General features: G+C 56.4%; 27 protein-coding genes. 11 read left to right on the forward strand and 16 right to left on the reverse strand.

The features are described from left to right. Window positions 1-9: 9 nt before the first annotated feature. Window positions 10-1,284 carry a sensor histidine kinase gene (locus QEN43_RS20825; protein WP_051331363.1) on the forward strand — a complete coding sequence of 425 codons (1,275 nt, stop codon included), beginning with the start codon at window positions 10-12 and terminating at the stop codon, window positions 1,282-1,284. Between the two features lie 235 nt (window positions 1,285-1,519). Here QEN43_RS20825 and ispH read toward each other — a convergent pair whose 3' ends face one another. From ispH to trhP, 4 genes are all read right to left on the reverse strand, one after another. Next, window positions 1,520-2,458, reverse strand: coding sequence for a 4-hydroxy-3-methylbut-2-enyl diphosphate reductase (gene ispH, locus QEN43_RS20830; RefSeq protein ID WP_026608758.1), 939 nt, complete (start codon window positions 2,456-2,458; stop codon window positions 1,520-1,522). 61 nt (window positions 2,459-2,519) lie between these two features. Continuing rightward, window positions 2,520-3,089, reverse strand: coding sequence for a cob(I)yrinic acid a,c-diamide adenosyltransferase (locus tag QEN43_RS20835; RefSeq protein ID WP_026608759.1), 570 nt, complete (start codon window positions 3,087-3,089; stop codon window positions 2,520-2,522). Window positions 3,090-3,091: 2 nt separating this feature from the next. Continuing rightward, entirely contained in the window at window positions 3,092-3,577 is a 486-nt protein-coding gene (gene rraA, locus QEN43_RS20840) for a ribonuclease E activity regulator RraA (RefSeq protein ID WP_026608760.1), read from the reverse strand. 91 nt (window positions 3,578-3,668) lie between these two features. Beyond that, window positions 3,669-5,015, reverse strand: a complete 1,347-nt coding sequence (trhP, locus tag QEN43_RS20845; RefSeq protein WP_026608761.1) for a prephenate-dependent tRNA uridine(34) hydroxylase TrhP — start codon at window positions 5,013-5,015, stop codon at window positions 3,669-3,671. A gap of 92 nt (window positions 5,016-5,107) precedes the next feature. Between trhP and cysM the strand changes: the two genes are divergently transcribed. From cysM to QEN43_RS20860, 3 genes are read left to right on the forward strand one after another with little or no spacing between them, the layout of a single operon-like run. Next, the gene (gene cysM / locus QEN43_RS20850; protein ID WP_026608762.1) at window positions 5,108-5,998 is read left to right on the forward strand and encodes a cysteine synthase CysM; all 891 of its coding nucleotides are present in this window, start codon (window positions 5,108-5,110) and stop codon (window positions 5,996-5,998) included. 2 nt (window positions 5,999-6,000) lie between these two features. Further along, window positions 6,001-7,335 carry a 23S rRNA (uracil(1939)-C(5))-methyltransferase RlmD gene (gene rlmD, locus QEN43_RS20855; RefSeq protein ID WP_317963565.1) on the forward strand — a complete coding sequence of 445 codons (1,335 nt, stop codon included), beginning with the start codon at window positions 6,001-6,003 and terminating at the stop codon, window positions 7,333-7,335. Beyond that, window positions 7,332-7,847 carry a L,D-transpeptidase gene (locus QEN43_RS20860; RefSeq protein WP_235726496.1) on the forward strand — a complete coding sequence of 172 codons (516 nt, stop codon included), beginning with the start codon at window positions 7,332-7,334 and terminating at the stop codon, window positions 7,845-7,847. The genes rlmD and QEN43_RS20860 overlap by 4 nt, the downstream gene beginning before the upstream one ends. A gap of 186 nt (window positions 7,848-8,033) precedes the next feature. Here the strand turns inward: QEN43_RS20860 and dtd are convergent, their stop codons facing one another. From dtd to QEN43_RS20885, 5 genes are all read right to left on the reverse strand, one after another. Further along, a complete protein-coding gene (dtd, locus tag QEN43_RS20865; protein WP_026608765.1) occupies window positions 8,034-8,489 on the reverse strand; it encodes a D-aminoacyl-tRNA deacylase in 456 nt (151 codons plus the stop codon). 2 nt (window positions 8,490-8,491) lie between these two features. Beyond that, window positions 8,492-8,752: a rhodanese-like domain-containing protein gene (locus QEN43_RS20870; RefSeq protein WP_051331364.1), complete on the reverse strand. Its 261-nt coding sequence runs from the start codon at window positions 8,750-8,752 to the stop codon at window positions 8,492-8,494. A gap of 186 nt (window positions 8,753-8,938) precedes the next feature. Next, entirely contained in the window at window positions 8,939-9,829 is an 891-nt protein-coding gene (sucD, locus tag QEN43_RS20875; protein ID WP_026608766.1) for a succinate--CoA ligase subunit alpha, read from the reverse strand. Between the two features lie 6 nt (window positions 9,830-9,835). Next, window positions 9,836-11,005, reverse strand: coding sequence for an ADP-forming succinate--CoA ligase subunit beta (gene sucC / locus QEN43_RS20880; RefSeq protein ID WP_026608767.1), 1,170 nt, complete (start codon window positions 11,003-11,005; stop codon window positions 9,836-9,838). Between the two features lie 420 nt (window positions 11,006-11,425). Then, window positions 11,426-12,391: an HpcH/HpaI aldolase/citrate lyase family protein gene (locus QEN43_RS20885; protein WP_317963566.1), complete on the reverse strand. Its 966-nt coding sequence runs from the start codon at window positions 12,389-12,391 to the stop codon at window positions 11,426-11,428. A gap of 606 nt (window positions 12,392-12,997) precedes the next feature. On the opposite strand from QEN43_RS20885, the gene QEN43_RS20890 reads away from it, so the two are divergent. From QEN43_RS20890 to QEN43_RS20905, 4 genes are all read left to right on the forward strand, one after another. Beyond that, on the forward strand, window positions 12,998-13,870 hold the full coding sequence (locus tag QEN43_RS20890) for a hypothetical protein (protein WP_317963567.1): 873 nt from the start codon (window positions 12,998-13,000) through the stop codon (window positions 13,868-13,870). A gap of 255 nt (window positions 13,871-14,125) precedes the next feature. Beyond that, on the forward strand, window positions 14,126-15,076 hold the full coding sequence (pip, locus tag QEN43_RS20895) for a prolyl aminopeptidase (RefSeq protein ID WP_317963568.1): 951 nt from the start codon (window positions 14,126-14,128) through the stop codon (window positions 15,074-15,076). Then, on the forward strand, window positions 15,073-15,657 hold the full coding sequence (locus QEN43_RS20900) for a UbiX family flavin prenyltransferase (protein ID WP_202901060.1): 585 nt from the start codon (window positions 15,073-15,075) through the stop codon (window positions 15,655-15,657). The genes pip and QEN43_RS20900 overlap by 4 nt, the downstream gene beginning before the upstream one ends. A 46-nt stretch (window positions 15,658-15,703) precedes the next feature. Beyond that, entirely contained in the window at window positions 15,704-16,480 is a 777-nt protein-coding gene (locus QEN43_RS20905; protein WP_317963569.1) for a hypothetical protein, read from the forward strand. 665 nt (window positions 16,481-17,145) lie between these two features. Here the strand turns inward: QEN43_RS20905 and pqqE are convergent. From pqqE to QEN43_RS20940, 7 genes are all read right to left on the reverse strand, one after another. After that, on the reverse strand, window positions 17,146-18,276 hold the full coding sequence (gene pqqE / locus QEN43_RS20910) for a pyrroloquinoline quinone biosynthesis protein PqqE (RefSeq protein WP_026608773.1): 1,131 nt from the start codon (window positions 18,274-18,276) through the stop codon (window positions 17,146-17,148). Continuing rightward, window positions 18,245-18,526: a pyrroloquinoline quinone biosynthesis peptide chaperone PqqD gene (gene pqqD, locus QEN43_RS20915; protein WP_026608774.1), complete on the reverse strand. Its 282-nt coding sequence runs from the start codon at window positions 18,524-18,526 to the stop codon at window positions 18,245-18,247. The genes pqqE and pqqD overlap by 32 nt, the downstream gene beginning before the upstream one ends. 4 nt (window positions 18,527-18,530) lie before the next feature. Further along, window positions 18,531-19,256: a pyrroloquinoline-quinone synthase PqqC gene (gene pqqC, locus QEN43_RS20920; RefSeq protein ID WP_026608775.1), complete on the reverse strand. Its 726-nt coding sequence runs from the start codon at window positions 19,254-19,256 to the stop codon at window positions 18,531-18,533. A gap of 8 nt (window positions 19,257-19,264) precedes the next feature. Continuing rightward, window positions 19,265-20,179 (reverse strand): pyrroloquinoline quinone biosynthesis protein PqqB, encoded by a 915-nt coding sequence (pqqB, locus tag QEN43_RS20925; RefSeq protein ID WP_026608776.1) that lies wholly within the window; start codon window positions 20,177-20,179, stop codon window positions 19,265-19,267. Between the two features lie 104 nt (window positions 20,180-20,283). Beyond that, window positions 20,284-20,358 carry a pyrroloquinoline quinone precursor peptide PqqA gene (gene pqqA, locus QEN43_RS20930; protein ID WP_077731218.1) on the reverse strand — a complete coding sequence of 25 codons (75 nt, stop codon included), beginning with the start codon at window positions 20,356-20,358 and terminating at the stop codon, window positions 20,284-20,286. A 147-nt stretch (window positions 20,359-20,505) separates the two neighbouring features. Further along, window positions 20,506-21,255 carry a HesA/MoeB/ThiF family protein gene (locus tag QEN43_RS20935; RefSeq protein WP_026608777.1) on the reverse strand — a complete coding sequence of 250 codons (750 nt, stop codon included), beginning with the start codon at window positions 21,253-21,255 and terminating at the stop codon, window positions 20,506-20,508. 130 nt (window positions 21,256-21,385) lie between these two features. Then, window positions 21,386-21,991 carry a TetR/AcrR family transcriptional regulator gene (locus QEN43_RS20940; RefSeq protein ID WP_026608778.1) on the reverse strand — a complete coding sequence of 202 codons (606 nt, stop codon included), beginning with the start codon at window positions 21,989-21,991 and terminating at the stop codon, window positions 21,386-21,388. A gap of 292 nt (window positions 21,992-22,283) precedes the next feature. Here QEN43_RS20940 and QEN43_RS20945 point away from each other — a divergent pair, with 292 nt between their 5' ends. From QEN43_RS20945 to icd, 3 genes are all read left to right on the forward strand, one after another. After that, window positions 22,284-22,613, forward strand: a complete 330-nt coding sequence (locus tag QEN43_RS20945) for a DUF2782 domain-containing protein (protein ID WP_026608779.1) — start codon at window positions 22,284-22,286, stop codon at window positions 22,611-22,613. Between the two features lie 164 nt (window positions 22,614-22,777). Then, complete coding sequence (gene gshA / locus QEN43_RS20950) at window positions 22,778-24,358, forward strand: glutamate--cysteine ligase (RefSeq protein WP_026608780.1); 1,581 nt, start codon at window positions 22,778-22,780, stop codon at window positions 24,356-24,358. Between the two features lie 97 nt (window positions 24,359-24,455). Further along, on the forward strand, window positions 24,456-25,700 hold the full coding sequence (gene icd / locus QEN43_RS20955) for an isocitrate dehydrogenase (NADP(+)) (protein ID WP_036268330.1): 1,245 nt from the start codon (window positions 24,456-24,458) through the stop codon (window positions 25,698-25,700). The last annotated feature ends 42 nt before the right edge of the window (window positions 25,701-25,742 follow it).

The following is a 25,742-nucleotide window of genomic DNA, read 5'->3' on the forward strand; positions in this document are numbered from 1 at the left end:
TTCTAGCCCATGCAATCGCACTACCACGTCCTCCTGGTGGAGGACAGTCCGAGCGACGCTTTCCTGGTCGAGGAAACCTTGAGCCAGGTTGGCATGGTGCGCTTCGAGCTCGAACGGGTGGCGCGGTTCAGCGAGGTTGAGAAAATTTTGAGCCGACAGCGGTTCGACGTCATCCTATTGGATCTCAATTTGCCCGATACCGAGGGTGTCGATACCCTGGTGAAAGTCCGCGACCTGGCGGGTCCCATTCCCATCGTCGTCTTCACCGGTCTGGACAACGAGGCCGTCGGTTTCCGACTGATTCAAGAAGGCGCTCAGGATTATGTCATCAAGGGCCAGTTTCAGGGCAACCTGCTCATTCGGTCTATCCGCTATGCCATAGAACGGAAGCGAATCGAGGAGGCTTTGAAAGAAGCGGACCGCCGCAAGGATGAATTTATCGCCATGCTGTCCCACGAGCTGCGTAACCCGCTCGCGCCTATCCGCAATGCGGTCGAGGTCTTGAAACAGCCGAACATAACGCCGTTTCACGTGGACTGGGCAAGGGGCATCATTGATCGCCAGTTGAGTCAGCTCACGCGCTTGGTCGACGATCTCCTGGACATAACGCGGCTCACGTGTGGCAAGGTGACCCTCAAGCGCCAATGCCTGGACCTCACGACACCTGTTCTCCAAGCGATCGAAGCGAGCCGGCCGGTCATCGAGGCCAGTCAGCACGAGCTGTGCGTGCAATTGCCGTCCAAACCACTATTGGTCGAAGCCGACTTCGCCCGGTTGACGCAGGTGTTTTCCAATCTTCTGGATAACGCGGCGAAATATACGAGCGCAGGAGGCGTTATTCGGTTGCGGGTCGAAGAGGAAGGCGAACGCGGTGTAGTACGGGTGCAGGACAACGGAATGGGCATTTCGCCTTCGAGTCTTCCGCACATCTTTGACTTGTTCACTCAGGAGCCGCGCTCGCTCGATCGGGCACAAGGCGGTTTGGGCATCGGCTTGAGTCTAGTCAAACGTTTGGTGGAGATGCACGGCGGAGAGGTGGAAGCCTATAGCGCCGGCACCGGTGCCGGCAGCGAATTCGTAGTTCGGTTGCCCCTGATGGATTTGGATTCGTCTGAACACGTCCCGCAATTGCGGATATGCGAGGAACCAGAGGCGGTCCAAGCGGTACGTCAGGCCAAGTCTGAGCATCCGTTTTGCGGACTCGACCATAAGGCGCTCAAAGCGTTTTTTCATCGCTCCGAGCGCAGTTGCCTCCAGGACATTCTCTCTCTCGGTCACTCGTAGGTCACGAAGCAGCCGCGTTGAGGAAGCGCCGAACAGGTTGATGCCGTTCATGCCTTTCGTTCTGGCTTGGGCGCAGGTCAGTCGAAGGGCTTGAACAGAGATTCCTTCGGCTCTTTCGCCCGATGTACACGGCGAGAATGGGAATATCATCTGCCGAGCTCCGGTAGATAGGGAGACGCGAGAAAACGTCCTGCCGCCGGTTTTTCTCTCATGAAAGACCGGCGGACGTCGAATTTCATGCGGTGCGCCGGAGATCTTTCGGCAGCGAAAACACCACTTTTTCTTCGATTCCGCGGGTTTCCGTCACAACCTGTCCCCCCCACTCCTTGAGTTTGGCGACGACTTTGGTTACGAGAATTTCGGGAGCCGAGGCGCCGGCCGTCACGCCGATTTTTTGCGCACCCTCTATCCATTCCCGCTGTAGCTGATTGGCGTCATCGATCAAGTAGGCCGAACGTCCCAGTTTCTCGGCGATTTCTCTGAGCCGGTTGGAATTGGAGCTGTTGGGCGAGCCGACCACCAGGATGACGTCGCAATGAGCGGCGAGCTTTTTTACCGCATCCTGGCGATTCTGCGTCGCATAGCAGATATCGTCTTTTCTCGGGCCGATGATATTGGGGAAACGCTTTTTCAAGGCATCCACGACGGCTTGGGTATCGTCGATGGAGAGCGTGGTTTGGGTAACGTAAGCCAGGTTGTCGGGATTTTTGACCTCGAGCGTTTCCACGTCCTCCGGGGACTCCACCAGATAAATCCCGCCGTCCGGGTTGTCATACTGTCCCATGGTGCCTTCGACTTCCGGATGGCCGGCATGACCGATGAAAACGATCTCCCTTCCAGCGTTCGCGTGTTGATGAACTTCGATATGAACCTTGGTGACCAAGGGACAGGTCGCGTCGAAGACCTGGAGACCGCGTTCTTGGGCTTCCGCCTGGATAGCCTTGGATACCCCGTGCGCGCTGAAAATGACCGTGGCGTTTTCCGGTACTTCCGACAGGCTCTCGACGAAGACGGCTCCCCGAGCCCGCAAACCGTCGACCACGTAGCGGTTGTGGACCACTTCGTGCCGTACGTAAATCGGGGCTCCGAAGACCTCGATGGCGCGTTCGACGATCTCGATGGCGCGGTCGACGCCGGCGCAAAAACCGCGGGGATTGGCGAGAATGATTTCCATGGGCGTACGGATGATTTCTGACTTAGAAGGTGGGAGATTCTTACATTTTAGGCATGCCGAATCAATGCGGCGGTAGCGAAGGCGGGGGACGTTTCGGTTGCCACGTGATTTCCTGTCCACCGTCTTGCCGAGCCAGGATGCGGGCGGCCACGAATAAGAAGTCCGACAGACGATTGAGATAAGCGAGAGCGAGGTGATCCACGGGTTCCGTTTTTCCCAGGGACACCAAGACCCGCTCCGCCCGGCGACAGACGGTACGAGCGACATGACAGTGCGCTGCGGCCGGGTTTCCGCCGGGCAGTATGAAATCATCCAGCCAGGGGAGTTGCGTGTTGAAATGATCTAGCCATTGTTCCAGCCAGTCGATGTGACGCTGATCGATGGAGCGGCGTCCAAGGATGCACAGATCCCCACCGAGATCGAACAGGATGTGTTGAATTTCGGTCAGGCAATCGCGCAGCGGCGACGACGGAACGTGAGCCAATACCAAACCGATATGGCTATTGAGCTCGTCCAGGGCGCCGTAAGCCGCGACGCGTGGAGCGTTCTTGTCGACCCTGGTGCCGTCGCCAAGTGCGGTTGTGCCCTCGTCGCCGGTACGCGTGTAGATTCGGGTGAGTCGGTGTCCCATGCTCAGACCAGTTCGTTCTCGGACACGACAATGCCGTCTTCGTCGGCGTAGACGTAGTACCCGGTTCTGAAGTTGATGCCGGCGAAAGTGACGAGGATATCCCGGTCGCCACCGCCTTTCTTGTGGCTTTTCAATGGATGGGTGTGCAGCGCCCGTATACCGATGGGAAGCCGATTGATTTCCACCGAGTCGCGGATACAGCCGTAGACAATGATGCCCTGCCAGCCGTTATCGCAGGCGAGCTTGGCCAGATTGCCGCCGAGCAGGGCGCAACGGTGCGAACCGCCGCCGTCGACGACCAGAACCCGGTTCTCGACTTTTTCCTCGAGTACCGTTCGAAGCAGGACATTGTCCTCGAAAACCTTGAGGGTCGTGACCCGTCCGCTGAAAGCGCTTTTGCCGCCGAAAGGGCGAAAAATCGGTTCGGCGATCTGAAGATGATGAGTGTCGGAGTATCGGTCGCAAAGGTCGGGAGTAGTGAACGTCATGGTCGGTCTCCGCACGGTCGATGTGGAACACTTATGATAACCGACCGGTCCCGGCAGGTGGCCGTCTGGACCGGTTCAAGGGCTTTCGCGCTTACAGATACCGAGCGATCAATCCGTGTCGGCAATCGTCGACCGGCACGGGTATTCTGACGTTATAGCCGCCGCCCGGCGCTTCCTGCATGGGACGGCCGTGCTCATCCTCCATGTGCTGCAGCACCATATCGCGATTGCCTTGCGGCAGAATCAGTTCGAGCCGATCGCCCACAGCGAACTTGTTCTTCACCAATACGGCCGCAAGTCCCGAAGACTTGTCGAAATCGGCAATCTCTCCCACAAACTGTTGGCGGTGGCTTTCCGAGTGGCCGCGGATGTAGTTTTGATAGTCCTGCGAGTGATGGCGTACGTAGAAGCCATCGGTGTATCCGCGCTGAGCAAGGTTTTCCAGCACGCCCAACAGGGATGGGTCGAACGGCCGCCCGGCCAGGGCATCGTCGATCGCTTTCCGGTAGACTTGGGCGGTGCGCGCCACGTAGTAATAGGATTTGGTGCGCCCTTCGATCTTGAGGCTGTCGACGCCCAGTTCGACCAGGCGTTGTACATGCTCCACGGCGCGCAAGTCTTTGGAGTTGAGGATATAGGTGCCGTGCTCGTCTTCCATGACCGGCATGAGTTCGCCCGGACGCGTTTCTTCCTCGAGAAAATAGACCTGGTCAGCCAGGGGGTGGCGGGGCTGATCGCCACAAGCCGAAACATTCCGGTTAAGGTCTGAGAGGGATAGTGTGAGCTGTCCGGGGACATAATCGCCCTCGGCGTTTTCTTCTGCGGGGGCCAGATCGTACTTCCAGCGGCAGGCGTTGGTGCAGGTACCCTGGTTCGGGTCGCGGTGATTGAAATAGCCGGACAGCAGGCAGCGACCCGAGTAGGCGATGCACAAGGCGCCGTGCACGAACACTTCCAATTCCATGTCCGGACATTGCTGCCGGATTTCCGCAATTTCGTCCAGGGAGAGTTCGCGCGACAGAATGATCCGTTGGATCCCGACCGATTGCCAGAAACGCACCGCGGCATAATTCAAGGTATTGGCTTGAACCGAGAGATGGATTGGCATGTCCGGCCATGTTTCGCGGGCCAGCAAAATCAGTCCGGGATCGGCCATGATGAGAGCGTCCGGCCCCATCGCGACGATGGGCGTCAAATCCTTGATGAAGGTTTTGACCTTAGCGTTGTGCGGGAGCACGTTGGTCGCGAGATAGAAGGACTTGCCGCGTTCATGGGCTTCGCGGATGCCCGCCGCTAAATTTTTCTCCAGGAAGTCGTTGTTCCTGACCCGAAGGCTGTAGCGGGGCAGGCCGGCGTAGACCGCATCGGCGCCGTAAGCGAAGGCGTAGCGCATGTTCTTGAGGGTGCCTGCCGGGGACAGCAATTCGACTTTCTTCATGGCACGAAACGTGAAATGGTAAAATCCGAGTATCTCGTATTATCCCATAGCCGAGCGTTCCGCTCAGGATTTTCAACCCCTAGAGAACGGCCATGATTTTTCCCACCATCGAATCCTTTGTCGGAAATACGCCATTGGTCAGGTTGCAACGTCTTCCTGGTGAGACGAGCAATATCGTTCTGGCCAAGCTGGAGGGCGACAATCCCGCGGGGTCGGTGAAGGACCGGCCGGCGCTCAGCATGATCAAGCGCGCCGAGGAGCGTGGCGAGATCAAGCCGGGCGACCGTCTGATCGAAGCCACTAGCGGCAACACCGGCATCGCTCTAGCCATGGCCGCAGCCATCAAGGGTTACAGGATGACGCTGATCATGCCGGAAAACATGAGCGTGGAACGGCGCGCTATCATGAAGGCATTCGGTGCCGAAATCATTCTGACACCCGCCGAAGGCAGCATGGAAGCAGCTATCGACCTGGCGCGGGCGATGGAGAAGCGCGGCGAAGGTCGAATCCTCGATCAGTTCTCCAATCCTGACAATCCGCGCGCCCATTACGAAGGCACCGGCCCGGAGATCTGGCGCGATACCGAAGGTACGGTGACCCACTTCGTCAGCTCCATGGGAACCACCGGCACGATCATGGGGACGTCCAAGTTCTTGAAGGAGAAAAATCCAGCCATACAGATCGTCGGCGTGCAGCCCAAGGACGACGCCAAGATTCCCGGCATACGCCGATGGCCGAAGGAATACGTGCCGAAAATCTGCGACTTCAGTCGCATCGACCGTATCCTCGATGTGACGCAGGAGGAAGCGGAGGAGACGACCCGCCTGCTCGCGGCTAAGGAGGGTATTTTCGCCGGTATCTCGTCGGGCGGGGCGGTGTCGGCGGCCTTGCGCCTGTCCAAGGAAGTCGAGAATGCAGTGATTGTCGTCATCATCTGCGATCGCGGCGACCGCTATTTGTCCACCGGCGTTTTTCCAGATTGACCATGGCGGCAAGAGCACGCAAGAAATCGCTTCCCCAGGAGGCATTCCCCGCGCATATCGAATCGTTCGCTCATGATGGGCGAGGCGTCGCTCGCGTTGACGGCAAGGCCGTATTCATCGAGGGCGCGTTGCCGGGTGAAGACGTGACCTTCGTCTATACATCGATTCACCGTGACTATGCTGAGGGCAAGATCGAGCAGGTCGTGACGCCAGCGCCCGGAAGGGTTCAGCCTCGCTGCCCGAGTTTCGGCGTTTGCGGCGGATGTAGCTTTCAGCATCTGACCGATGCGGCGCAGATCGAGGAAAAGCAAAAGCTGTTGCTGGATCAGTTCAGGCGTATCGGCAAGATCGAGGAGGTGGCGTTATGGCCGCCGTTGACCGGTCCTCATTGGGGGTATCGTCATAAAGCTCGTCTCGGCGTGAAATGGGTTCCGAAGAAAGGACGGGTCTTGGTCGGTTTTCGCGAGCGCTCAAGTCCCTTCACTACGGACTTGGCGTTTTGCCCCGTGCTGCACCCGAAAGTGGGCGAGCGGCTTCAGGATTTATCCGAACTGATAGGCTCGCTGAGCGTCAAGGACCGGCTGCCGCAGATCGAGGTTGCGGTGGGTGACGAACGCGCTGCCCTGGTGTTCCGCATCCTTGAGAATGCATCGCCGGACGATCTGGAAAAATTGGCGGCATTCGGTGTGAGTTTCGGCTTTGACATCTATCTGCAGCGGCAGGGCCCCGACTCGGTCATGCCGCTTCATCCCGAGAACCCGCCGATGCTGAGCTATGCATTGGTGAACCAGGGTATCGAATTTCGCTTCAAGCCCACCGACTTCACGCAGGTCAACGTGGACATCAACCGTAAAATGGTAGACCGAGTGATGGATGTGCTCGATCCGGTGGCGGGCGATACGGTGCTCGACCTCTTTTGTGGGATCGGCAATTTCACGCTACCGATCGCGAAACGTGCGCAGCACGTCGTCGGTGTCGAAGGTAATCCGGAATCGGTGGAGCGGGCCCGCCAGAACGCGGCAGACAACGGTTTGGATAACGTCGAGTTCCATGTCGCCGATTTGACTCAGGACTTGAAGGATGCGGCTTGGGCGCATCGGCGATATGACAAGATCTTGCTCGATCCGTCTCGAGCCGGTGCCGAAGAGGTATTGTCCTATGTGCCGCGTTGGGCGCCGAACCGCATCGTCTACGTTTCCTGCAATCCGTCCACGTTGGCTCGGGATGCGGGCATTCTGGTTCATCGGCACGGCTATCGTCTGATTCTCGCAGGCGTCATGGACATGTTTCCGCAGACGGCCCATGTCGAATCCATCGCGCTGTTCGGAAAGGCGTGAGGCGTGCCGTGGAGTGCGATTGCTCTGCACCACTGCGCTATCTTCGGGTCAGCATTCCCCGCCAGGAACTCGATCTTATCGAGGCCGGCCGGGTGGTTCAAACCTGGCCCGTGTCCACGGCCAGGAACGGTCCCGGCGAGCGCATGGGCAGCGGCTGCACGCCGCGCGGATGGCACCGCATTCGGGCTAAGATCGGCGCAGGGCTCCCTCTCGGCACGGTATTCAAAGGGCGGCGTCCGACCGGCGAAATCTACGATGCCGCACTCGAAGCTCAATTCCCAGGCCGGGATTGGATACTCACCCGAATTCTCTGGCTGGGTGGCTTAGAGCCCGGTTTCAACCGGTACGGGGAGGTGGATACAACGTGGCGCTATATCTACATACACGGAAGTCCCGATTCCGGAGTCAATGGAACCCCGTCGTCCCACGGTTGTATCCGCATGAAGAATGTAGACGTAGCCGATTTATTCGAGCGGGTGGACGTGGGAACGCGGGTGTTGATTGAATCGTAAAACGGTAGAAGGATAGCTTGGGTGCGAATGGTGCATACCTGCGTACTGCCGGGTTGGATGGGCACGCAGACCTGGAACAATGGAACGAGGTGTTGTTCGTCAGGCTATCACGCGCGTCAAGCTTACTGAGTCGCGGCGCGAAGGGCATGGCCGCCGCGCTCACCCGACGGCGCAACCAAGCGGGCTTTACTCGGTTGCGGTTGGTGGTACGTTCAGAATGAAGGTCACCGGTCCGTCGTTGACCAGTTCGATCTGCATGTTAGCGCCGAACCGTCCGGTTTCCACAGGCGAGTGCCGGGCCCGCACCTTTTCAACAAAATAGTCGAACAGACGCTTTCCGGTCTCGGGATCAGCAGCGGGCGTGAAGCTCGGACGCATCCCCTTTCGGGTATCGGCTGCCAGCGTGAACTGGGAGACCAGCAAGACTCCGCCACCGACATCCATCACATTGAGATTCATCTTGTCCTCGGCATCGGCGAAGATTCGATAACCCAAAATACGCTCAGCTAGCCGGTCCGCTTGCGCTTCGGTATCGCCTCGTTCGACCGCGACCAGCGCAAGTATCCCGTGGCCGATCTTTCCGACGCTCTCGCCGGCTACGGTCACCTCGGCCCGCGTGACTCTCTGAATGACGGCAATCATGATCAGTACCGTGACATTTCAAGGGCGACATCCCGCGCCCAGGCGTCTATGCCTCCCCGAAGATTGACGATATCGGCGAAACCTTGGCGTTCTAGGTAATCGCCCACCATTCGGCTGCGGATGCCGTGATGGCAAATGACGACGATTTCCCGCTCCGGATCGAGTTCGGCAAGCCGGGAAGAAATATCGTTCATCGGAATGTGCAGGCTGCCTTCAATGTGGCAGTAGGCGTATTCCTGCGGTTCGCGTACGTCGAGCAGCAAGGGTTTGGTGTCTGCGGTCTCGAGATAGCGTTTAAGCCCGAGGGAGAGATATCGCGCATGTCATTACCCTTAACAAAGCCGGCTGCGCGGATTTTCCTCATCGCACGCAGACGTGTAGGCCGGCAATCCCTTGCGGACCCGCCGTGTCGGAGAAGGATTCACAACCTACGCCAGACTACGATTCGATTATTTGACGGCGATGCCGTGTTCCTTCATCGCCCGCAATACGGTTTGACCGATGTGAGCCGGGTTCCGGGAGACGTAGAGCCCTAGCGCCTCCATGGCGTCCATCTTGGCGCTGGCCGTGTCGTCCTCGTTGGAAATGATCGCGCCGGCATGACCCATGCGTCGGCCCGTGGGGGCGGAAACACCGGCGACAAAACCAACGACGGGTTTTTTCATGTTTTCCTTCGCCCAGCGAGCCGCCGCCACTTCCTGAGGACCTCCGATTTCACCGATCATGACCACAATGTCGGTTTCAGGATCGGCCTCGAAAGCACGTAACACGGTCAGGAAATCGGTGCCGTTGATTGGATCGCCGCCGATACCAACCGAGGTGCTGATGCCAAGTCCCAGAGCAGCCATTTGCTCGGTTGCCTCGTAATTGAGCGTTCCCGAACGGGAAACGATGCCAACGTTGCCTTTCTTGTAAATGTGCGAAGGCATGATGCCGACCTTGCATTCGCCTGGCGTGATGATGCCGGGCGTATTCGGTCCGACGATGATCGTATCCTTGCCGGTGCGGAAGCGCTGCAGGCGGATCATGTCATGTATGGGAACGCCGTCGGCGATGGTCACGGCGACTTTGATTCCGGCATCGATGGCTTCCATCAGTGCGTCGGCGCTGAACGGCGGAGGCACGAATACGGCGGATACATCCGCACCGGTGGCGGCCACGGCCTCGGCCACGGTGTCGAATACCGGCAGCCCCAAATGCGTGGTGCCGCCTTTGCCGGGCGTGACGCCGCCGACGACATTGGTTCCGATTTTCATCGCGTCCTCGGCGTGGAAGGTGGCGTGCTCGCCGGTGAAGCCCTGAAAGATGACCCTGGAGTTTTTGTTAACGAATACGCTCATGGATACTTACCCTCTCACCGTTGCGACCGCTTTAGTGGCGGCGTCGTCCAGATTTTCCGCGGTAATGAAGGAGAGGCCGGATTCCGCCAGGATCTTGCGGCCTTCTTCGACATTGGTGCCGGCCAGACGCACGATCAGCGGAACCTTGATTTGGAGGCTGTTGCAAGCCTGGATCAAACCTTTGGCGATCCAGTCGCAGCGGTTGATGCCCGCGAAAATGTTAACCAGGATGCACTTGACGTTCGGATCTTCCAGCACGATACGGCAGGCGTTGGTGACTTTCTCGGGAGAGGCGCCGCCGCCGACATCGAGAAAGTTGGCGGGGCGTCCGCCGTGCAGTGTGATGGCATCCAGAGACGCCATGGCGAGACCGGCGCCGTTGACGATGCAGCCGATGTTGCCGTCGAGTGCGATGTAGTTGAGGCCATGCCCGGACGCTTCGACTTCTTTCGGGTCTTCCTCGGCCAGGTCGCGCATCTCGGTGATGGCTTTCTGGCGATAGAGAGCGTTGTCGTCGAAGTTGAATTTGGCGTCTAACACCATCAGTTTGTTGGCGCCGTTGCCGACGATGGCGAGGGGGTTGATTTCGGCTTGCAAGGCATCCTTGTCGCGCATGCAGCGGTAAATTGCTTTCATCAGCTTGACGGCCTGAGGCATCAGCTCGCCCTTAAGTCCAATGGCGGTGGCGACTTTGCGGCACTGAAAATCCAATAGGCCGATCGCCGGGTCGATGACTTCCTTGACGATTTTCTCGGGAGTCCGTTTTGCTACCTCCTCGATATCCATCCCGCCCTCTTCGGAGGCGACGATCGTGATGCGCTGCGAGCCTCGGTCGATTACGAATCCCAAATAAAATTCCTTTTTGATGTCGCTAGCCTGTTCGATCCAGACGCGCTGGACGATGGAACCTTCGGGACCAGTCTGATGGGTGACCAGGCGGGTGCCGATCATCGAATCGGCGATTTTCTGTACTTCCTCGATGGAATCGGCAATTTTCACGCCGCCCGCTTTGCCGCGACCACCGGCATGAATCTGTGCTTTGACGACCCACTTATTGCCGCCGATTTCTTCGGCCACTTGAGCTGCCTGCTGGTCGGAATAGGCGACGCCGCCAACGGGAACCGGCACACCATATGATTTCAGCAGTTCCTTCGCTTGATATTCATGGATGTTCACTGCTTGCTTTCCTCTCTAGTCAATGTAGGTCGGACTGAAATTATGATGCCCGACAAGCATCGTTACATTGCGAGGTTGTCGGGATTTTCGATCGCACACGGTCGCTTTGGCCACGGACTTTCTTTTAGTTCGGCCATCTTAAGGAAGCTCTGATCAAGTCGCCATCCCGAAGCAGCGACCCGTGCAACGGAATGATTCGGCAGGTTTTTATTTAACCCGATCACGTCGCGCACTCCCAATGCAGAACCGCAAGCGGCACCCGTTCGCCGGAACCGAACGAGAATGTGCGAAGCACGGCCCGAAGGTTGAGCCGCAGGGATAGGGCGAGTAAATCGGCCGCGCCGCGCCAATTTATCGCGGAGCGAGAGAGCCTATTCAGAATCTTCTTGGCCAAAGATAACCCAGTCTTAAGACAAGACGTTAGGACCTCCGGGCTTCGATCTGTTCGATTTGTCGTACGACGTTTTCCGCCATACGGATCGAGGCCGCGTCAATCAGTCGGCCATCTAGGGAAACGGCGCCTTTGCCTTCTTTTGCCGCCTTCTCCATTTCCGCCAGGATTCGACGCGCGCGATTCACTTCTTTTTCGGTAGGTGTAAAGATTTCATTTGCCAGAGCAATCTGAGATGGGTGAATCGCCCATTTTCCCTCGCACCCCAGGGCGGCGGCACGGCGTGCGGCAGCCTTGTAACCTTCGGGATCGTTGAAATCGCCGAAGGGGCCGTCGATGGGCCGCAGCCCGTAGGCTCGGCAGGCGGCTACCATACGGGAAATACCGAAATGCCATTGATCGCCCCAATGGAAATGACGCTGGCCGTTTTCGTCGGGATCAGTCAGCATGCCGTAATCGGGATTGGCGCCGCCGATTTGTGTGGTGCGGGCGCGAACCGAGGCGGCATAGTCGGCGACGCCGAACACCATGGCCTCCATGCGCTCGGGGCAGCATCTCGCGATTTCTTCCACGTTCGCCATGCCCAAGGCGGTTTCTATGAGGACATGGATGTTGATGGGTTTGAAGCCTTTATAGGCTTCGATTTGAGACAACATGGTCGCAACGAAATAGATGTCGGCGGGGCTGCCCACTTTGGGGATCAGAATGGTGTCAAGTTTATCGCCACAGGCTTCAACCACTTCTACGAGATCGCGGTAGGCGTAAGGGGTGTCGAGTCCGTTGATTCGGATGGAGACGGCGCATTTCGACCAGTCGTAGGTTTTCAACGCTTCGATGATGTTGGCCCGCGCCTGCTCCTTGTCGTCCGGGGCGACGGCGTCTTCCAAATCGAGAAAGACCACGTCGGCGCCGGAGTTGGGGGCTTTTTCCAGCATGCGCTTATTGCTGCCGGGAACAGCCAACTCGCTACGATGTAATCGATTTTTTACAGCCATGTCGTATCTCTGAATATATGTTCTGGACCCTTGAATGTTGCATTCGAGCGAAACTTCACCGCGTCCCAATAACAGGCAGTATCTTGAATTCCTTTTAGATTGATTCCCCGCAAGCAAAAAGCACGAGGGGACGGGCGTCCGCTTGGCGTTACGGAAGCTCTGATTCAGTCCTTCGACAGACCTGAGCCGAGTCGAAGGGCTCAGGATGAACTATATAAAATACTGATTCCGCTCGTGGTGAGTCCTTCGGCGGGCTCAGGACAAACTTGTCGAACGTTCTTCTGAGCCTGTCGAAGGGCAAGAACGGAATCCACTTGTTCAGAGTTTCCTAAATGGTCATCCCGGCATTTGCCGAGTGCACAGCGACGGCCTTAGTCTTGCCCCACAAACTGTCCGTTGCAGACGAACTGACCATTATAACCGCAAGTTTATCTGTTGCTGCTAGCCTCGGAAAAAGCAACTATGTCAACAGCGGTGATTAGCGAAAAATGATGAAATAGACTAATTGTTGTATGGGGATTTTTTTGTTACGATCGCGCCGACATGCAACTTTTTGTTGCTGGCATACAACGGATTTAAGTTCAACTCGCACGAGGGGGAATAAGAATGATCAAGAAATCGACTGGAATGGCCGCTATGGTCAGCGCCGTTGTCGCGGCTGCCGGCATCGCTCCGCCGCAGGCAATGGCCGAGAGCCACTACAAGGGTACGTCCGCTCAAGCCGATATCGAGCGGCGTTTGCAGATGATGGAAGACGAGATGCGCGCACTGCGTTCGGAATTGGCGAGAGCTCGCTCCGAAGCCAGAGCCAACGCTGAAAGGATGGAAGCTCAGCAACAGAAGGTTGAGCAAGAGTTGGCGAAAGCCGAGACGCAGGAAAAGAAGGATTTGATCTACTTCCGCGGTGGTTACGCCAAGATGGAGCATGGCCGTGGTTATAAGACTCAAGCTCCGGAGACGCTGCTTAAGAATAAGAACTGGGGCGATAACGATGGTTGGTATGTCGGTGCCGGTTTCGACCATCGGCTGACTGACGATTTCTGGGGATTGACCGACATTGCCTCGCTTGATGCCGAGGTTATGTTTGAATACAAGAACTTCGGCACCGGAGAAAATTTCCTCGTAGACTTCGCTACCGGGGGGGGGGAGGTAATCGAGAACAAGATTACCCAGTTCACCCTTACCGCTGCTCCGAAAATCAAGTTCAACAATCTGGGCAACTTCCGGCCGTGGATCATTCCGTTCGGTTTGGGCATTCACGTCATCAGCCCGCCGTCCAGCGGCGTTACCGTGCTGAATCCCGGGCTGATGCTGGGCGCCGGCGCCGAATACAAGATCTGGGGCGATCTGTGGGCGGGTCTCGATTTCCGTTATCATTTCACGGGCGACGACCTGGATATCAAGAGCAAAAGCGGTTTGCTCAAAGGCGTAGATACCGACGGCCTTACTACCGGCGCTTACATCGGTTTCGGCTTCTAAAGACACTTTTCAAGCCGAAGAAAAGGGGGATGCGAATCCCCCTTTTTTCTTGCGGAAGTAGCAGCCTGTTAGTCCGGCGGCGGTGTAGAATCATTCGGCACGATCTGCATCGGAGTACGGTGTGGATATATCGCTCTGAGATGCTAGACAAGTCTTATTTCGGTTTTCTCTCCGTTCCAGACAGACCGGTAATTTCGCCGTCGTTCTGTTCATCCGTTACGCCAGGTCCAAGATCCTGTCCGGCCTGAGCCCATCATGAGAATTCTTTATCCCGAAATCGAGCCCTACGCGGTTCATCGATTCAAGCGGAACAAGCACCGGGTCTATGTGGAAGAATGCGGGAATTCCTCCGGAGTGCCCGTTTTGTTCCTGCACGGTGGGCCGGGCTCCGGTTGCAAGGCGTATCACCGTTCCTTTTTCAATCCCGAAACGTACCGGATCATTCTCGTCGATCAGCGAGGCGCGGGGCGTTCGGTTCCCCATGGAGAGATCGTCGGCAATACTACGGCCGATTTGATTCGTGACTTGGACTATATCCGTCGCGAACTTCGCATCGATCGCTGGCTGCTCTTCGGTGGGTCCTGGGGTGCGACCTTGGCGCTCCTGTACGCTCAGCGCCATCCGACCAAGGTCGCCGGGCTGGTGCTGAGAGCGGCGTTTCTGGCCCGACAGCGTGATCTCGACTGGTTCGTCGGTTCGGGCGTGGACCGAATTTATCCGGAACAATGGGAGCAATTCATGGACAATATTCCGGAGCCCGATCGTGATCATCCTCTGCCTTATTTGTATTCATGCCTGACCGGCGACGATGAAGTGGCCCAGCGGCGTGCCGCCCGCACATGGGCGCTGTGGAGCGGTCAGGTGATTCTAGGCAGCGAATTCGCCCCGTCCGAGCTGAACGGGCACGTCTCGTCCGAAGCGCTCAATAAGGCCCGAATCGAACTCCATTACGCCGTGAACCGATATTTCATTCCCGAAAATGCCGTATTGGACCAGTGCGAAAGAATACGTCATCTGCCGGCGATACTGATCCACGGCCGTCGCGATCTGGTTTGTCCCGTGGAATCTTCCTTCAGTCTTCGCAAGCGCCTGCCGAAGTCGGAATTGCGTGTTCTGCCGAACGCCGGCCATATCGCCGCGGGAGAGGATATGATCGATGCGCTGGTTGGCGCGGCGGATGAAATGGCGGAGTGGTTCGACTCATGAGCGGCAAAAGACGCTTGATCATTGCAATGACCGGTGCGACCGGTGCCGTGTACGGTTTGCGCCTGCTTCAGGTACTGCGCGAGATCGGAGAGTGGGAGACGCATTTGGTCGTTTCTTCCGCGGGCGTCCTCAATATTCGCCACGAGTTGGGGATGAAGCGTAGCGACGTTGGTGCGTTTGCCGACGTCGTTCACGATGTCGGCGATGTCGGGGCCAGTATCGCGAGCGGTGCGTTCAAGACCCACGGCATGATCATCGCGCCGTGCTCGATGAAAACCTTGGCGGCGGTGGCGCATGGGTTTTCGGACAATCTGATTTCCCGCGCGGCCGACGTCACGCTCAAAGAGCGTCGCCGCTTGGTCGTAGTGCCGCGCGAAACGCCTTTGAATCTGGCGCACATTCGTAATATGGCGGCCGTTACGGAAATGGGGGGGATCGTTTTTCCTCCGCTGCCGGCGTTCTACGGCAAGGCCAAGACCTTGGCGGAGCTGATCGACGAGACCGTGGCACGGATTCTCGAGCTGTTCGAGATTGAGACAAAATCGCTGTACCAGCCGTGGGAAGGTTTGGGGAAACCCTAGGTGCGATGTAAAAGGAACTATTATCAACGATGAAACGAGAATCTAGTTGATCCCTTCATCACTGAGAACTGATGGAGGTATTCGAGGGGGCACGCAATCAATGGTAAAAAAATTAGAATCTAAAAATGGGACTGCTATCTTGTTCGGTTCGCTAAGGTTTGTATTTTATTTCCTTACGATCTTCGTTACTTACGATTATCTCGCGAGGCTGCTCAGGGTCGATGCCGCAAATGTTTTCAGAGAAGGCTATTTCGTCGAGTGGCTGCAATATAGCCTGATCATGGCAACCGTGGTGCTCTATTTTTTCGGTGCTTGGCGCTGGGAAAACCGTCGGCCTTTGTTTCTGGTGCTAGGGATGTTCGCTATGATCGCTTCAATCCGTGAGTGGGACTATTGGTGGGACAGGCAGTTGCCATTTTGGGGTTGGCAGCTCCCGGCAAGTATTTGCCTTTTCGTGTTGATCATGATTGGCTGGCGTTATCGAAAAGTATTGCCGGAACAAATTTGTGATTTGATCCGTTCGGCACCGTTCGGTTTTTTGTGGTCCGGATTCCTGGCGGTAGTCGTGCTCGCTCAGTTGGTTGGTCACGCTGAGCTTCTGAAACTGGTCATGGGAAGCGATTTCAAGAAAGGATATAAGCAAATCATTGAAGAAAGCCTGGAATTATTCGGCTATTACCTTATTTGGTTCGGTACTCTCGAAGCTCTTCTGGCGGCCCGATTGTCCTCGGTGGAGGAGTCGGCCAGACTCGATCACCGGCATCCGAAATCGAGCGCGACGCTGAAAATCGCGGATATGAATCGTCTTTACGACGCATCCTGACGAACCAATAATCTGGAATAGGTGGTTTGAGCCCTTGCTTATGTTCTTGAACGATTGGGGGCTCGAAGAGAGGCATACCACGTGGCCAAGACACCTTGACGTTTTTCAAAGTGTTGCTGATTTTCTAGCAAGAAAACGACGCTCCATAAGTCCTTTAACGGCCCTGTTTTGAGCGCTTTGATCTCGTTTAATTCCATTCGGCATTCGAGTGAACATTAATTGTAGGGTAGGTTAGCCCCTCGGCTCTGCTCGGGACAGGCTCCGCGTAATCCACCGATTCGAGGTCGCGCGGTGGGTTACGGCCTCACGGCCTAACCCACCCTACAAAAAATTAATGCCCTATTGAAAGCGATTTGGAATAAGACAAGGCAGCCAAGGACACGAACGGAATCTTCACGTTTAAAGCTTCTCGATCTACGGAAACCCCGCTCTATCGGGAGAGCCAGAAGTCATAGAGCGCGCAGGCTTGCGACGTCCTTGTAGTTTGAATTTCAACATCCCTATCGCTAACGGTTGTACAAGTTGAGATTCAGCTTGCGGAAATAGCGGTATTGGTTCCGAGTAGGCTGACCACAGATTTCTCGACGTAAACGCGCAAGCTCTTATTCTTGCCAGTCTACCTCGTGTTGTTTCGATTCAAGAGCCGGACTACAGCCGACCGGGATTCAGCCGCTAAGACCTAGCGAGTTCTTGACGTTACGAAACACCAGCGGCCTTTCTGCGCCCGATTGAAACGCCGAGCGTGCGCTCGCGACAGCCTCGCTTACCGTGTGTCGGTGCGGCGACTTGCTGCATACCGGGTCTGCAGCGGTCATGTCGCCGGTAAGAAGGTAGGCCTGGCAGCGGCAGCCTCCAAAGTCTTTAGTCTTCTCCGGGCAGGATCGACAAGGCTCCTTCATCCAATCGTATCCGCGAAACTTGTTGAAGGCTTCGGAGTGCAGCCAGATATCGCGTATGCACATGTCGCGCACATTGGGGCAGTTGAGCCCCGGCAGCGATCGGGCCTCATGGCAAGGGAGAGCGAGGCCGTCCGGCGCGATGGTTAGAAAAGTCGTCCCCCAACCGTTCATGCACGCTTTAGGCCGATCCTCGTAGTAGTCCGGCACCACGTAGTAGATCTTCATTTTGCCCTTAAGCTTTTCCTTGTAGCTCTGGGCGATGGCTTCGGCTTCCTGGAACTGCTCGCGCGTCGGCAGTAGTTGATCGCGGTTGAGATGGGCCCAACCGTAATACTGAGTATTGGCCAGTTCCAGATAATCGGCTTCCAGTTCGACGGCCATGTCAATAATTTCGCGCATCAAATGGATGTTCTGGCGGTGGATTACGACACACAGCACCATGGGGTAGCCGTGTTTTTTGACGAGGCGCGCGACCTCTTTCTTGTTTTCGAAGGAGTCGGTACCGGCCAAATAGTTGTTCAGCGTACGTTCGGGCGCTTGAATACTGACCTGAATATGGTCCAGTCCGGCGTCCTTCAGTTCGGCGATCTTGTCTTCGTCGAGCTTGTAACCGGAGGTAATCAGATTGACGTAATAACCCAGCTTACGGGCATGGCCAACCAGTATTGGCAAGTCCTGTCGCACCAGAGGTTCGCCGCCCGACAGGCCGAGTTGCACGGCCCCCATTTCGCGGGCTTCCGAAAACACTCTCAACCAGTCCTCGGTATCGAGTTCGTCCTTATGTCTCGCGAAGTCGACAGGATTGGAGCAATAAGGGCACTGCAGCGGGCAGGCATAAGTGAGCTCGGCCAGCAGCCAACGTGGACTACTGACGGGGAATTTGTCTGATCCAGCCATTATCTAAGGCAGATTGCAGGAGTTCGGAAATATCGTCCCTTAGACCGCTCGTTTCGAATTTGGCTTCTAGCTCGGAGACGATGGTGTCCAAATCTCGCGTGCCGTCGCATAACTTGAGGATTTCAGCAGCAGACAGGTTCAATTCAACCAGTCCTTCAGGATAAAGAATCACGTACCGCTGTTGGGCTTCCTCCCATTGCAGTCGATGTAAGGGCGAGAAGGCAAAAAAACTTTTCGAGTCTAGGGCCATGATTTCAAGGCTTGATGTTGAAATAGGGCGGCTTGTTTTCGATGTAGGCCAAATACATCGCGTCGAGCATAGTCCATAGGATGTCCAGCTTGAACTGCAGGATTTCCAGGGCGCGTTCCTGTTGCTCACGCGTCTTGAAGTAGTCCAGCGTTATGGCTAGGCCGTGTTCCACGTCACGGCTGGCTTGGTTCACCCGTTTCCTGAAATAGGCGAGGCCCTCCTGGTCGATCCACGGATACAAGTCCGGCCAGCCGGATAGGCGCTGCTTGTGAATCGTCGGCGCGAATAACTCGGTCAGCGATGAGCACGCCGCTTCCTGCCAGGTCGCCTGCCGCGCGAAATTGACGTAAGCGTCCACGGCGAAGCGCACTCCGGGCAGCACACGCTTTAACGACCACAGTTCCTCACGGGGAATCCCGACGGCGATGCCGAGTCGTGTCCAGGCTTCGATACCGCCGGCGTCCTCGCCCCAGCCGTCATGGTCGTGTATGCGCTGTATCCATTGGCGGCGCGTTTCGCGATCAGGGCAATTCGCCAGAATGGCCGCGTCTTTGACCGGAATCTTGATTTGATAGTAGAAGCGGTTGGCAACCCATCCCTGAATTTGCTCCTTGTTGAGCTTACCCTCGGCCATGAGCACATGGTACGGGTGATGGATGTGGTAATACGCTTCTTTCGCACGCAATTTGGCTTCGAATTCTTCTCGGGTCCAGGGTGTCGAATCGCTCATGGTGTCTCTCACAGGTCGATTTCCATGCCATCGTAGGCGACTTCGATGCCCACGTCGGTAAGGGTTTTTCGCTCGGGCGAATCTTCGTCCAGGATCGGGTTGGTGTTATTGATATGAATCAAAATCTTGCGTGCTTTGGGCACATTTTTGAGCACTTCGATCATGCCATCCGAACCCGACTGGGGTAAGTGTCCCATGTCGCGGGCGCGTTTGTCGCAGATACCGGCGCGACTCATTTCGTCTTCTTGCCAGAACGTTCCGTCGACCAGCACGCAGTCAGCCTGCTGCATGGCAGCGAGAACGTGAGGCTCTATCTCTCCGAGTCCAGGCGCATAATAAAGTTTCCTGCCCGAAGAAATTTGTTCGACGACGACACCGATATTGTCCCCTGCGTGCGGATCGTGGCGATGAGGCGAATAAGGCGGCGCTTTGCTTTTTAGCGAATGGGTGTAGAACCTCAGATCGTCAATCCCGGAGATCGTGAAACCGCTGCCGTCCAAAGGTGTGCTGTGGTGGTTGACCCCGCAATAGTGTTCCAGCATCTTGAACAACGGGAATCCCGTTGACAGATCCTGTTTTACCATCTCGCTACAGTAAATCTCCAAGGGCCGGGTGGACTCGCGCAGTGTCAGCAGCCCGGTGGTGTGATCGATCTGGCTGTCGATCAAAAGAATGGCTTTGATGCCGCTGTCACGGATACCGTGCTTGGGATGGGCGGCCGTGAAGGCTTCGAGTTGGGTGCGGATGTCCGGCGAAGCATTGAACAGCACCCAGTTCTCGTTATCGCTACTGACTGCGATCGACGACTGAGTGCGCGATCGAGCGTTGATTTGACCGCGTCTCAGCCCGGAACAATTGCGACAGTTACAGTTCCACTGCGGGAAACCGCCGCCAGCGCCGGAACCCAACACTCGGACTTTCATTTCGATCCTTGTGAGGTAAGAGGCTGCTTGGAATGAGCCTTTCAAATGAAAAACGGGGCTCTACATTGCTGCGGAGCCCCGTTCAGGGATAAACAACCGGCGGATTAGCGGTTGTAAATGTACATCGTAACCTCGAAGCCGAAGCGAAGGTCTTTGTAGCTCGGTTTTTCCCATCTCATTTCGGATAACCTCCAAAATCTGATTTTGTGTATCGTTAAAAGATCGCTATCTAAAGCTCGCGCAAAGTATACGTATCCAATTTTGGGAAAGCAACGGGAGATATTCCTGTTCGACAAAGGGAAATCGGTACTTCCTGTCAGGAACGTTTAGGCTGGTTCTCCGCAGGTCGGGCATTTCGGATTTCTTTTCAGGATCATTTGATGCCATTCCATGCGTAGTGCGTCGAACAACAACAATCTTCCGCGCAGCGTCTCGCCGACGCCGGTGAGAACTTTTATCGCCTCTAGTGCCTGAAGGCTGCCGATGATACCAGGAAGCGGGGCGAGAATGCCGCTTTGTGCGCAGCTTTCCGCGAGTTCGCCGTGATTGGCGTAAAGGCAGTTGTAACAGGGACTGTTCTCAATGCCCGGCGTAAACACCGCGAGCTGGCCTTCAAAGCGGATCACCGCTCCTGATATCAGCGGGGTTCGGTTTTTTACGCAGGCAGTGTTGACGGCGAAACGCGTCACGAAATTATCGGAACAGTCCAGCACGACATCGGCCTGTGCCACTGCTTCCTCTAATTGCGAGCCATCCAGACGGTCGGTGATTTCGGTGACTCGCACGTCAGGATTGAGCCGTTCGAGGGTTTTGCGCGCCGATGCCGTTTTCGCTTCGCCGACGTTTTCTGTGCTGTGCGCGATTTGTCGCTGAAGATTGGAGAGGTCCACGACGTCGTAATCGTTCAGCACGAGGTTGCCGACACCAGCCGCGGCCAGATACATGGCGGCGGGTGAGCCGAGACCGCCGAGCCCGATGATGAGGGCGCGAGAGTTCAGGAGTTTTTCTTGACCCTCGACATCGAACTGAGGCAATAGAATCTGTCGGCTGTAACGTAAAAGCTGATGATCGTCCATCACTCGTCGCTGGAAACTCTAAGAGAAAAAGGGTAGGCCAGTTTATCGATAAAACGTGCTCGCTGCATGCAACCAGAAAAGGTATTGGCTCCCTAGTTGAGTCTCGGCTTGGGCGCTATTGTCGAGTGAATTAACTTCGCTGCATCCACCCCGACAAAAAGGTTTCGATGAGCGTAGTCAAAAGAGGTTCGGCGTCGGAAAGACCGGCGATGCCGAGTTTGTCGGTAAGCGCCAGGGTACAGATGCCGTGTACGCCTCCCCAGAGTGCTCGGGCGGCCAAGGCAACCTCGCCCGGTTTTCGGCTAGGGGCGAGCTGTACAAGCAGCCGCTCAACCCGATCGAACAAGACGGGGATGCGGTTTCGATACCACTCGGGTGAGGCGTTTGCGGCGGGTGAGCCGCGTCCGAAAATGAGCTCCCAACGCCCGAGATTCGATGTGGCAAACCGGAAATATGCAAGGCCCAATTCCACCAAGGCAGCCTTAGGGGTGTTGCTTCGGGCGGCGGCCCGGTCGAGTTCGGCGGCCAGTTCGGATAAGGTTCGAGCATTTACCTGGAAGATCAGATCGTCGAGGTTCGCGAAAACCAGATAGAGGCTGCCGACGGTATAGCCGATTTCGTTCGCGATCTTACGGGTGCTGAGGGCCGCCGCGCCTTCCCGTTCGACAATGGTTTTCGTGGCGTTCAAAGCCATCTCGCGAATCTCATCGCGGCTATGGTCACTTCGTCTGGCCATGCGCAAGATCGTTGGTCATTCCAGGGAATTTCACCGGGCTGCGCCGGTCTTTAAATAAGAACCTTCGAATCAAACCCATTTTAAGGCGAGGTAAAAAAGTTGATACTCGTCATCGCGGGCGTTCGAGGTGTCGGCTAATCTTAGCATCATTCAATGTCCCGTCCGGCGTTCAGAATACCGAGTGCCCTGGGCCTAAAGGTCGGCCACGTTTAATCAACCGAAGCGGGTTTCTCGAGCCGATATGTACTATCATTGGCGAACCTTGAGCCCGTCGTTTTCAGCAGGATTCATCATGTTCCGGATCATTGCCCTCTGTCTTTTGCTTAGCACGGTATCCGTCCAGGCGCAGGAAGAACTTGCGCCGGTTCCGGAACCGCCGGATATCCCGCCGCAGGTCGAGAGCGGCGAACCTATGGAACCGGATGTCACAATTATTCGGCGGGGCGAGGACATTATCGAAGAATACCGGATCAACAATCGGCTCTACATGGTCAAGATTAAGCCACGCATCGGGCCGGCGTATTATCTGGTCGACACCGACGGGGACGGCAATCTGGACGTGCGTCGCAGCGATCTGGAGGATGACATGCAGATTCCCCAGTGGGTACTTTTTAGCTGGTGAGTCGCCGCCCGATTCGACTCCTGGGTTTGCGCTACAGGCCAAACGGTCGTCTTTGATAGAATGAAAATAAATCGGGGTGTTTCGTAATACGTCGAATCTGGGTCGTCATTCGGTAAATTCACGAGTTCCCGCCTTCCAAGAACAACACCAAGGATTATTCGCGCTTGAGCCAAAGCATAGACTCCCGGCTTAATCGGCTTATTCATACCGGCCAACAGCATTTACTGAGAAACGGCCTCAAAGGGTTGGAGAAGGAGAGCCTTCGACTTACGCCCAATGGGACTATCTCGCATACCCGACATCCAATAGGCATTGGATCGGCGCTGACGCATCCCTATATCACCACGGATTATTCCGAGGCGCTGATCGAGCTCATTACACCGCCTTATGCGGATCCTGCGGAAACCTTGCGGTTTCTAAAGGATTTGCACAGTTTCGTATACCGCCATCTGAATGACGAGATTCTGCTCGGCACCTCCATGCCCTGCGGTGTGACCAGCGACGAAAGCATCCCCATTGCCGAATACGGCACGTCCAACATCGGGCGGATGAAGCATATTTATCGGCGTGGGCTCGCCTATCGCTACGGGCGTATGATGCAGGCCATCGCCGGCGTGCATTTCAATTATTCGGTCAACGAAGGTTTGTGGCCGGTCTTGCGGGAGCTGGAAGACGGAGCGGAATCCCTGGCCAGTTTTATCGCCGACAGCTACTTCGGTATCGTGCGCAATGTCCATCGCCACGGGTGGCTAACCATTTATTTGTTCGGCGCCTCCCCAGCTTTTTCCAAGTCTTTTTTCGCGGGGCGGGAGCATCTTGCATCACGCTTTTCGGAATTCGACGCCCGCACGCTTTTCCGTCCTTATGCGACCTCGCTGCGCATGAGCGACATCGGCTACAAGAACGATAGCCAGTCCGGGCTCGACATCTCTTTCAACAATCTCGAGGAATACGTGGCGAGCCTTGGCAGGGCGATAGAGACGCCTTATCCGCTTTACGAGAGGATTGGCGTCAAGGTGGACGGAGAATACCGACAACTGAACAGCAATATTCTGCAGATCGAGAACGAGTACTACAGCGTTGTTCGTCCCAAGCAGGTCGCCGAGTCCGGCGAGAAGCCGACACTCGCCCTGAAGCGGCGCGGAGTGCGCTATCTGGAGCTGCGGTCGTTGGACTTGAACTGTTTCAGTTCCGCCGGAGCCAGTTTGGATCAGCTTCGCTTCTTGGAGACCTTTTTGCTTTTCTGCCTCTTGAAACAGAGTCCGCCTTTGGATTCCGCGGAGAAAGCAGAAATTAGTCAGAACGGCATGGCGGTCGCCTGCTGCGGCCGCACGCCCGGGTTCAAGTTACGGCGTCAAGGCCGAGAGGTATTTCTGAAGGATTGGGCCAGGGAAATACTCGATGGCATGCGCGGCATCGCCGAGATTCTCGATGCAGGGGACGCTTTCATGCCCTACACCCGAAGTCTGGAGATTCAGGCCGCCGCGGTTTCCGATCCGGATCTGACGCCATCCGCCCGCATGCTGGCCGATATGAGAGCGAACGGTGAGTCCTACGAGGATTACGCACTGCGGATATCGAAAGAGCATGCACAGACCTTCCGCGATCGCTTCCTTTCCGCCGAGCGAGCGGAGTTCTTTCGTCGCCTGACCGAGGAATCACTCGAGGAGCAGCGTCAGATCGAGGCTTCCGATCGATTGTCTTTCGACGAATTTTTGCAACGCTATTTTGCCCAAAAGGAATAATGGGCTGAAAATCATTGCGTGGTCGGTTTAGCCGCCAGGCCCACCTCGATTTCGGTCTCGCCCGTAATCTCGTATCTGCTTTCTCGTGGAGGTCGCCATGGATTACCAGCACATTCGGCTTCCCGCCGGCGGCGAAAAAATCAGCATTCAGAACGGCCGGCTTCACGTGCCCGACCAGCCTGTAGTCGGTTATATCGAAGGCGACGGTATCGGTCCGGATATCATGCGGGCCGCTCTCAAGGTTTGGGATGCTGCCGTTCTTAAGGCGTACGGAGGATCGCGCAAAATCCATTGGTGCGAGATTTTTCTCGGAGAAAAGGCCGCTGCCCTCTACGGAGATCCGTTTCCCCAGGAGGCGGTACAGGCGCTTGAAGATCTCGTCGTTTCCATCAAAGGTCCGTTGACCACGCCGGTAGGCGGAGGAATGCGGTCCATCAACGTCTCTCTTCGACAAGCGCTCGATCTTTACGCCTGTGTACGCCCTGTACGCCATTTTCCGGGCGTGCCCTCGCCTCTGCGTTGTCCGGAAGCCGTGGATGTGGTGATCTTTCGCGAAAATACCGAGGATGTGTACGCAGGTGTCGAATATCCGGCCGGGTCGGCAGAAGCCGCGAAACTCGAGCGTTTTTTGAAGGAGGAACTTGGGGCTGATTTTCATCAGGGCAGCGCCCTGGGCGTGAAGCCGGTGAGCGAGTTTGGAAGCAAGCGCTTAATTCGTAAGGCGATCCGCTACGCGCTCGATCATGGACGGAAAAGCGTCACCTTGGTGCACAAGGGCAATATCATGAAATATACCGAGGGTGCCTTCCGCAATTGGGGTTATGAACTTGCCCGCACGGAATTCGCGGACCAGACCATTACCGAAGAGGCGTTGGGCGGGGTACATCCCGGCCAGCTGCCGGACGGCAAGATCGTCATCAAGGACCGTATCGCCGACATCATGTTCCAGCAGATGCTGCTTCGGCCCGAGGAATTCGACGTTATCGCCACGCTCAACTTGAACGGCGACTATCTTTCCGATGCAGTAGCAGCGGAAGTGGGAGGCGTAGGCATCGCACCGGGGGGTAACATCGGTGACTTCATCGCTGTATTCGAGGCAACTCACGGTTCGGCACCCAAGTATGCGGGCCTGGATAAGGCTAACCCCGGGTCACTGCTCTTCAGCGGGGTGATGTTGCTGGACTACCTGGGATGGCAGGAGGCGGCAAGAGCGGTGGAGGCCGCTTATACTTCTGTTGTCGGCCGGAAGATTGTCACGTACGACTTCGCTCGGCAGATGGAAGGTGCACGCGAGGTGAAGACTAGCGAGTTCGCTGAGGCGATGGTTGCGGCAATGGGGTGAAAATCGGCTACAAAAAAAGCAGGGTGATTTGTCACCCTGCTT

This window comes from Methylocaldum szegediense (assembly GCF_949769195.1).
Classification (GTDB): Bacteria; Pseudomonadota; Gammaproteobacteria; order Methylococcales; family Methylococcaceae; genus Methylocaldum; species Methylocaldum szegediense.

Excerpts from the sequence above, each read along its gene's own strand:
- dtd (WP_026608765.1), bottom strand. The coding sequence starts at position 8,489 with ATGATTGCCGTCATTCAGAGAGTCACGCGGGCCGAGGTGACCGTAGCC.
- QEN43_RS20935 (WP_026608777.1), bottom strand. The coding sequence starts at position 21,255 with ATGGACGATCATCAGCTTTTACGTTACAGCCGACAGATTCTATTGCCT.
- pqqB (WP_026608776.1), bottom strand. The coding sequence starts at position 20,179 with ATGAAAGTCCGAGTGTTGGGTTCCGGCGCTGGCGGCGGTTTCCCGCAG.
- pip (WP_317963568.1), top strand. The coding sequence starts at position 14,126 with ATGAGAATTCTTTATCCCGAAATCGAGCCCTACGCGGTTCATCGATTC.
- icd (WP_036268330.1), top strand. The coding sequence starts at position 24,456 with ATGGATTACCAGCACATTCGGCTTCCCGCCGGCGGCGAAAAAATCAGC.
- QEN43_RS20900 (WP_202901060.1), top strand. The coding sequence starts at position 15,073 with ATGAGCGGCAAAAGACGCTTGATCATTGCAATGACCGGTGCGACCGGT.
- QEN43_RS20890 (WP_317963567.1), top strand. The coding sequence starts at position 12,998 with ATGATCAAGAAATCGACTGGAATGGCCGCTATGGTCAGCGCCGTTGTC.
- QEN43_RS20835 (WP_026608759.1), bottom strand. The coding sequence starts at position 3,089 with ATGGGACACCGACTCACCCGAATCTACACGCGTACCGGCGACGAGGGC.
- QEN43_RS20825 (WP_051331363.1), top strand. The coding sequence starts at position 10 with ATGCAATCGCACTACCACGTCCTCCTGGTGGAGGACAGTCCGAGCGAC.
- trhP (WP_026608761.1), bottom strand. The coding sequence starts at position 5,015 with ATGAAGAAAGTCGAATTGCTGTCCCCGGCAGGCACCCTCAAGAACATG.
- ispH (WP_026608758.1), bottom strand. The coding sequence starts at position 2,458 with ATGGAAATCATTCTCGCCAATCCCCGCGGTTTTTGCGCCGGCGTCGAC.
- pqqE (WP_026608773.1), bottom strand. The coding sequence starts at position 18,276 with ATGGCTGGATCAGACAAATTCCCCGTCAGTAGTCCACGTTGGCTGCTG.
- QEN43_RS20945 (WP_026608779.1), top strand. The coding sequence starts at position 22,284 with ATGTTCCGGATCATTGCCCTCTGTCTTTTGCTTAGCACGGTATCCGTC.
- QEN43_RS20940 (WP_026608778.1), bottom strand. The coding sequence starts at position 21,991 with ATGGCCAGACGAAGTGACCATAGCCGCGATGAGATTCGCGAGATGGCT.
- QEN43_RS20885 (WP_317963566.1), bottom strand. The coding sequence starts at position 12,391 with ATGGCTGTAAAAAATCGATTACATCGTAGCGAGTTGGCTGTTCCCGGC.
- sucD (WP_026608766.1), bottom strand. The coding sequence starts at position 9,829 with ATGAGCGTATTCGTTAACAAAAACTCCAGGGTCATCTTTCAGGGCTTC.
- pqqD (WP_026608774.1), bottom strand. The coding sequence starts at position 18,526 with ATGGCCCTAGACTCGAAAAGTTTTTTTGCCTTCTCGCCCTTACATCGA.
- rraA (WP_026608760.1), bottom strand. The coding sequence starts at position 3,577 with ATGACGTTCACTACTCCCGACCTTTGCGACCGATACTCCGACACTCAT.
- cysM (WP_026608762.1), top strand. The coding sequence starts at position 5,108 with ATGATTTTTCCCACCATCGAATCCTTTGTCGGAAATACGCCATTGGTC.
- pqqC (WP_026608775.1), bottom strand. The coding sequence starts at position 19,256 with ATGAGCGATTCGACACCCTGGACCCGAGAAGAATTCGAAGCCAAATTG.
- rlmD (WP_317963565.1), top strand. The coding sequence starts at position 6,001 with ATGGCGGCAAGAGCACGCAAGAAATCGCTTCCCCAGGAGGCATTCCCC.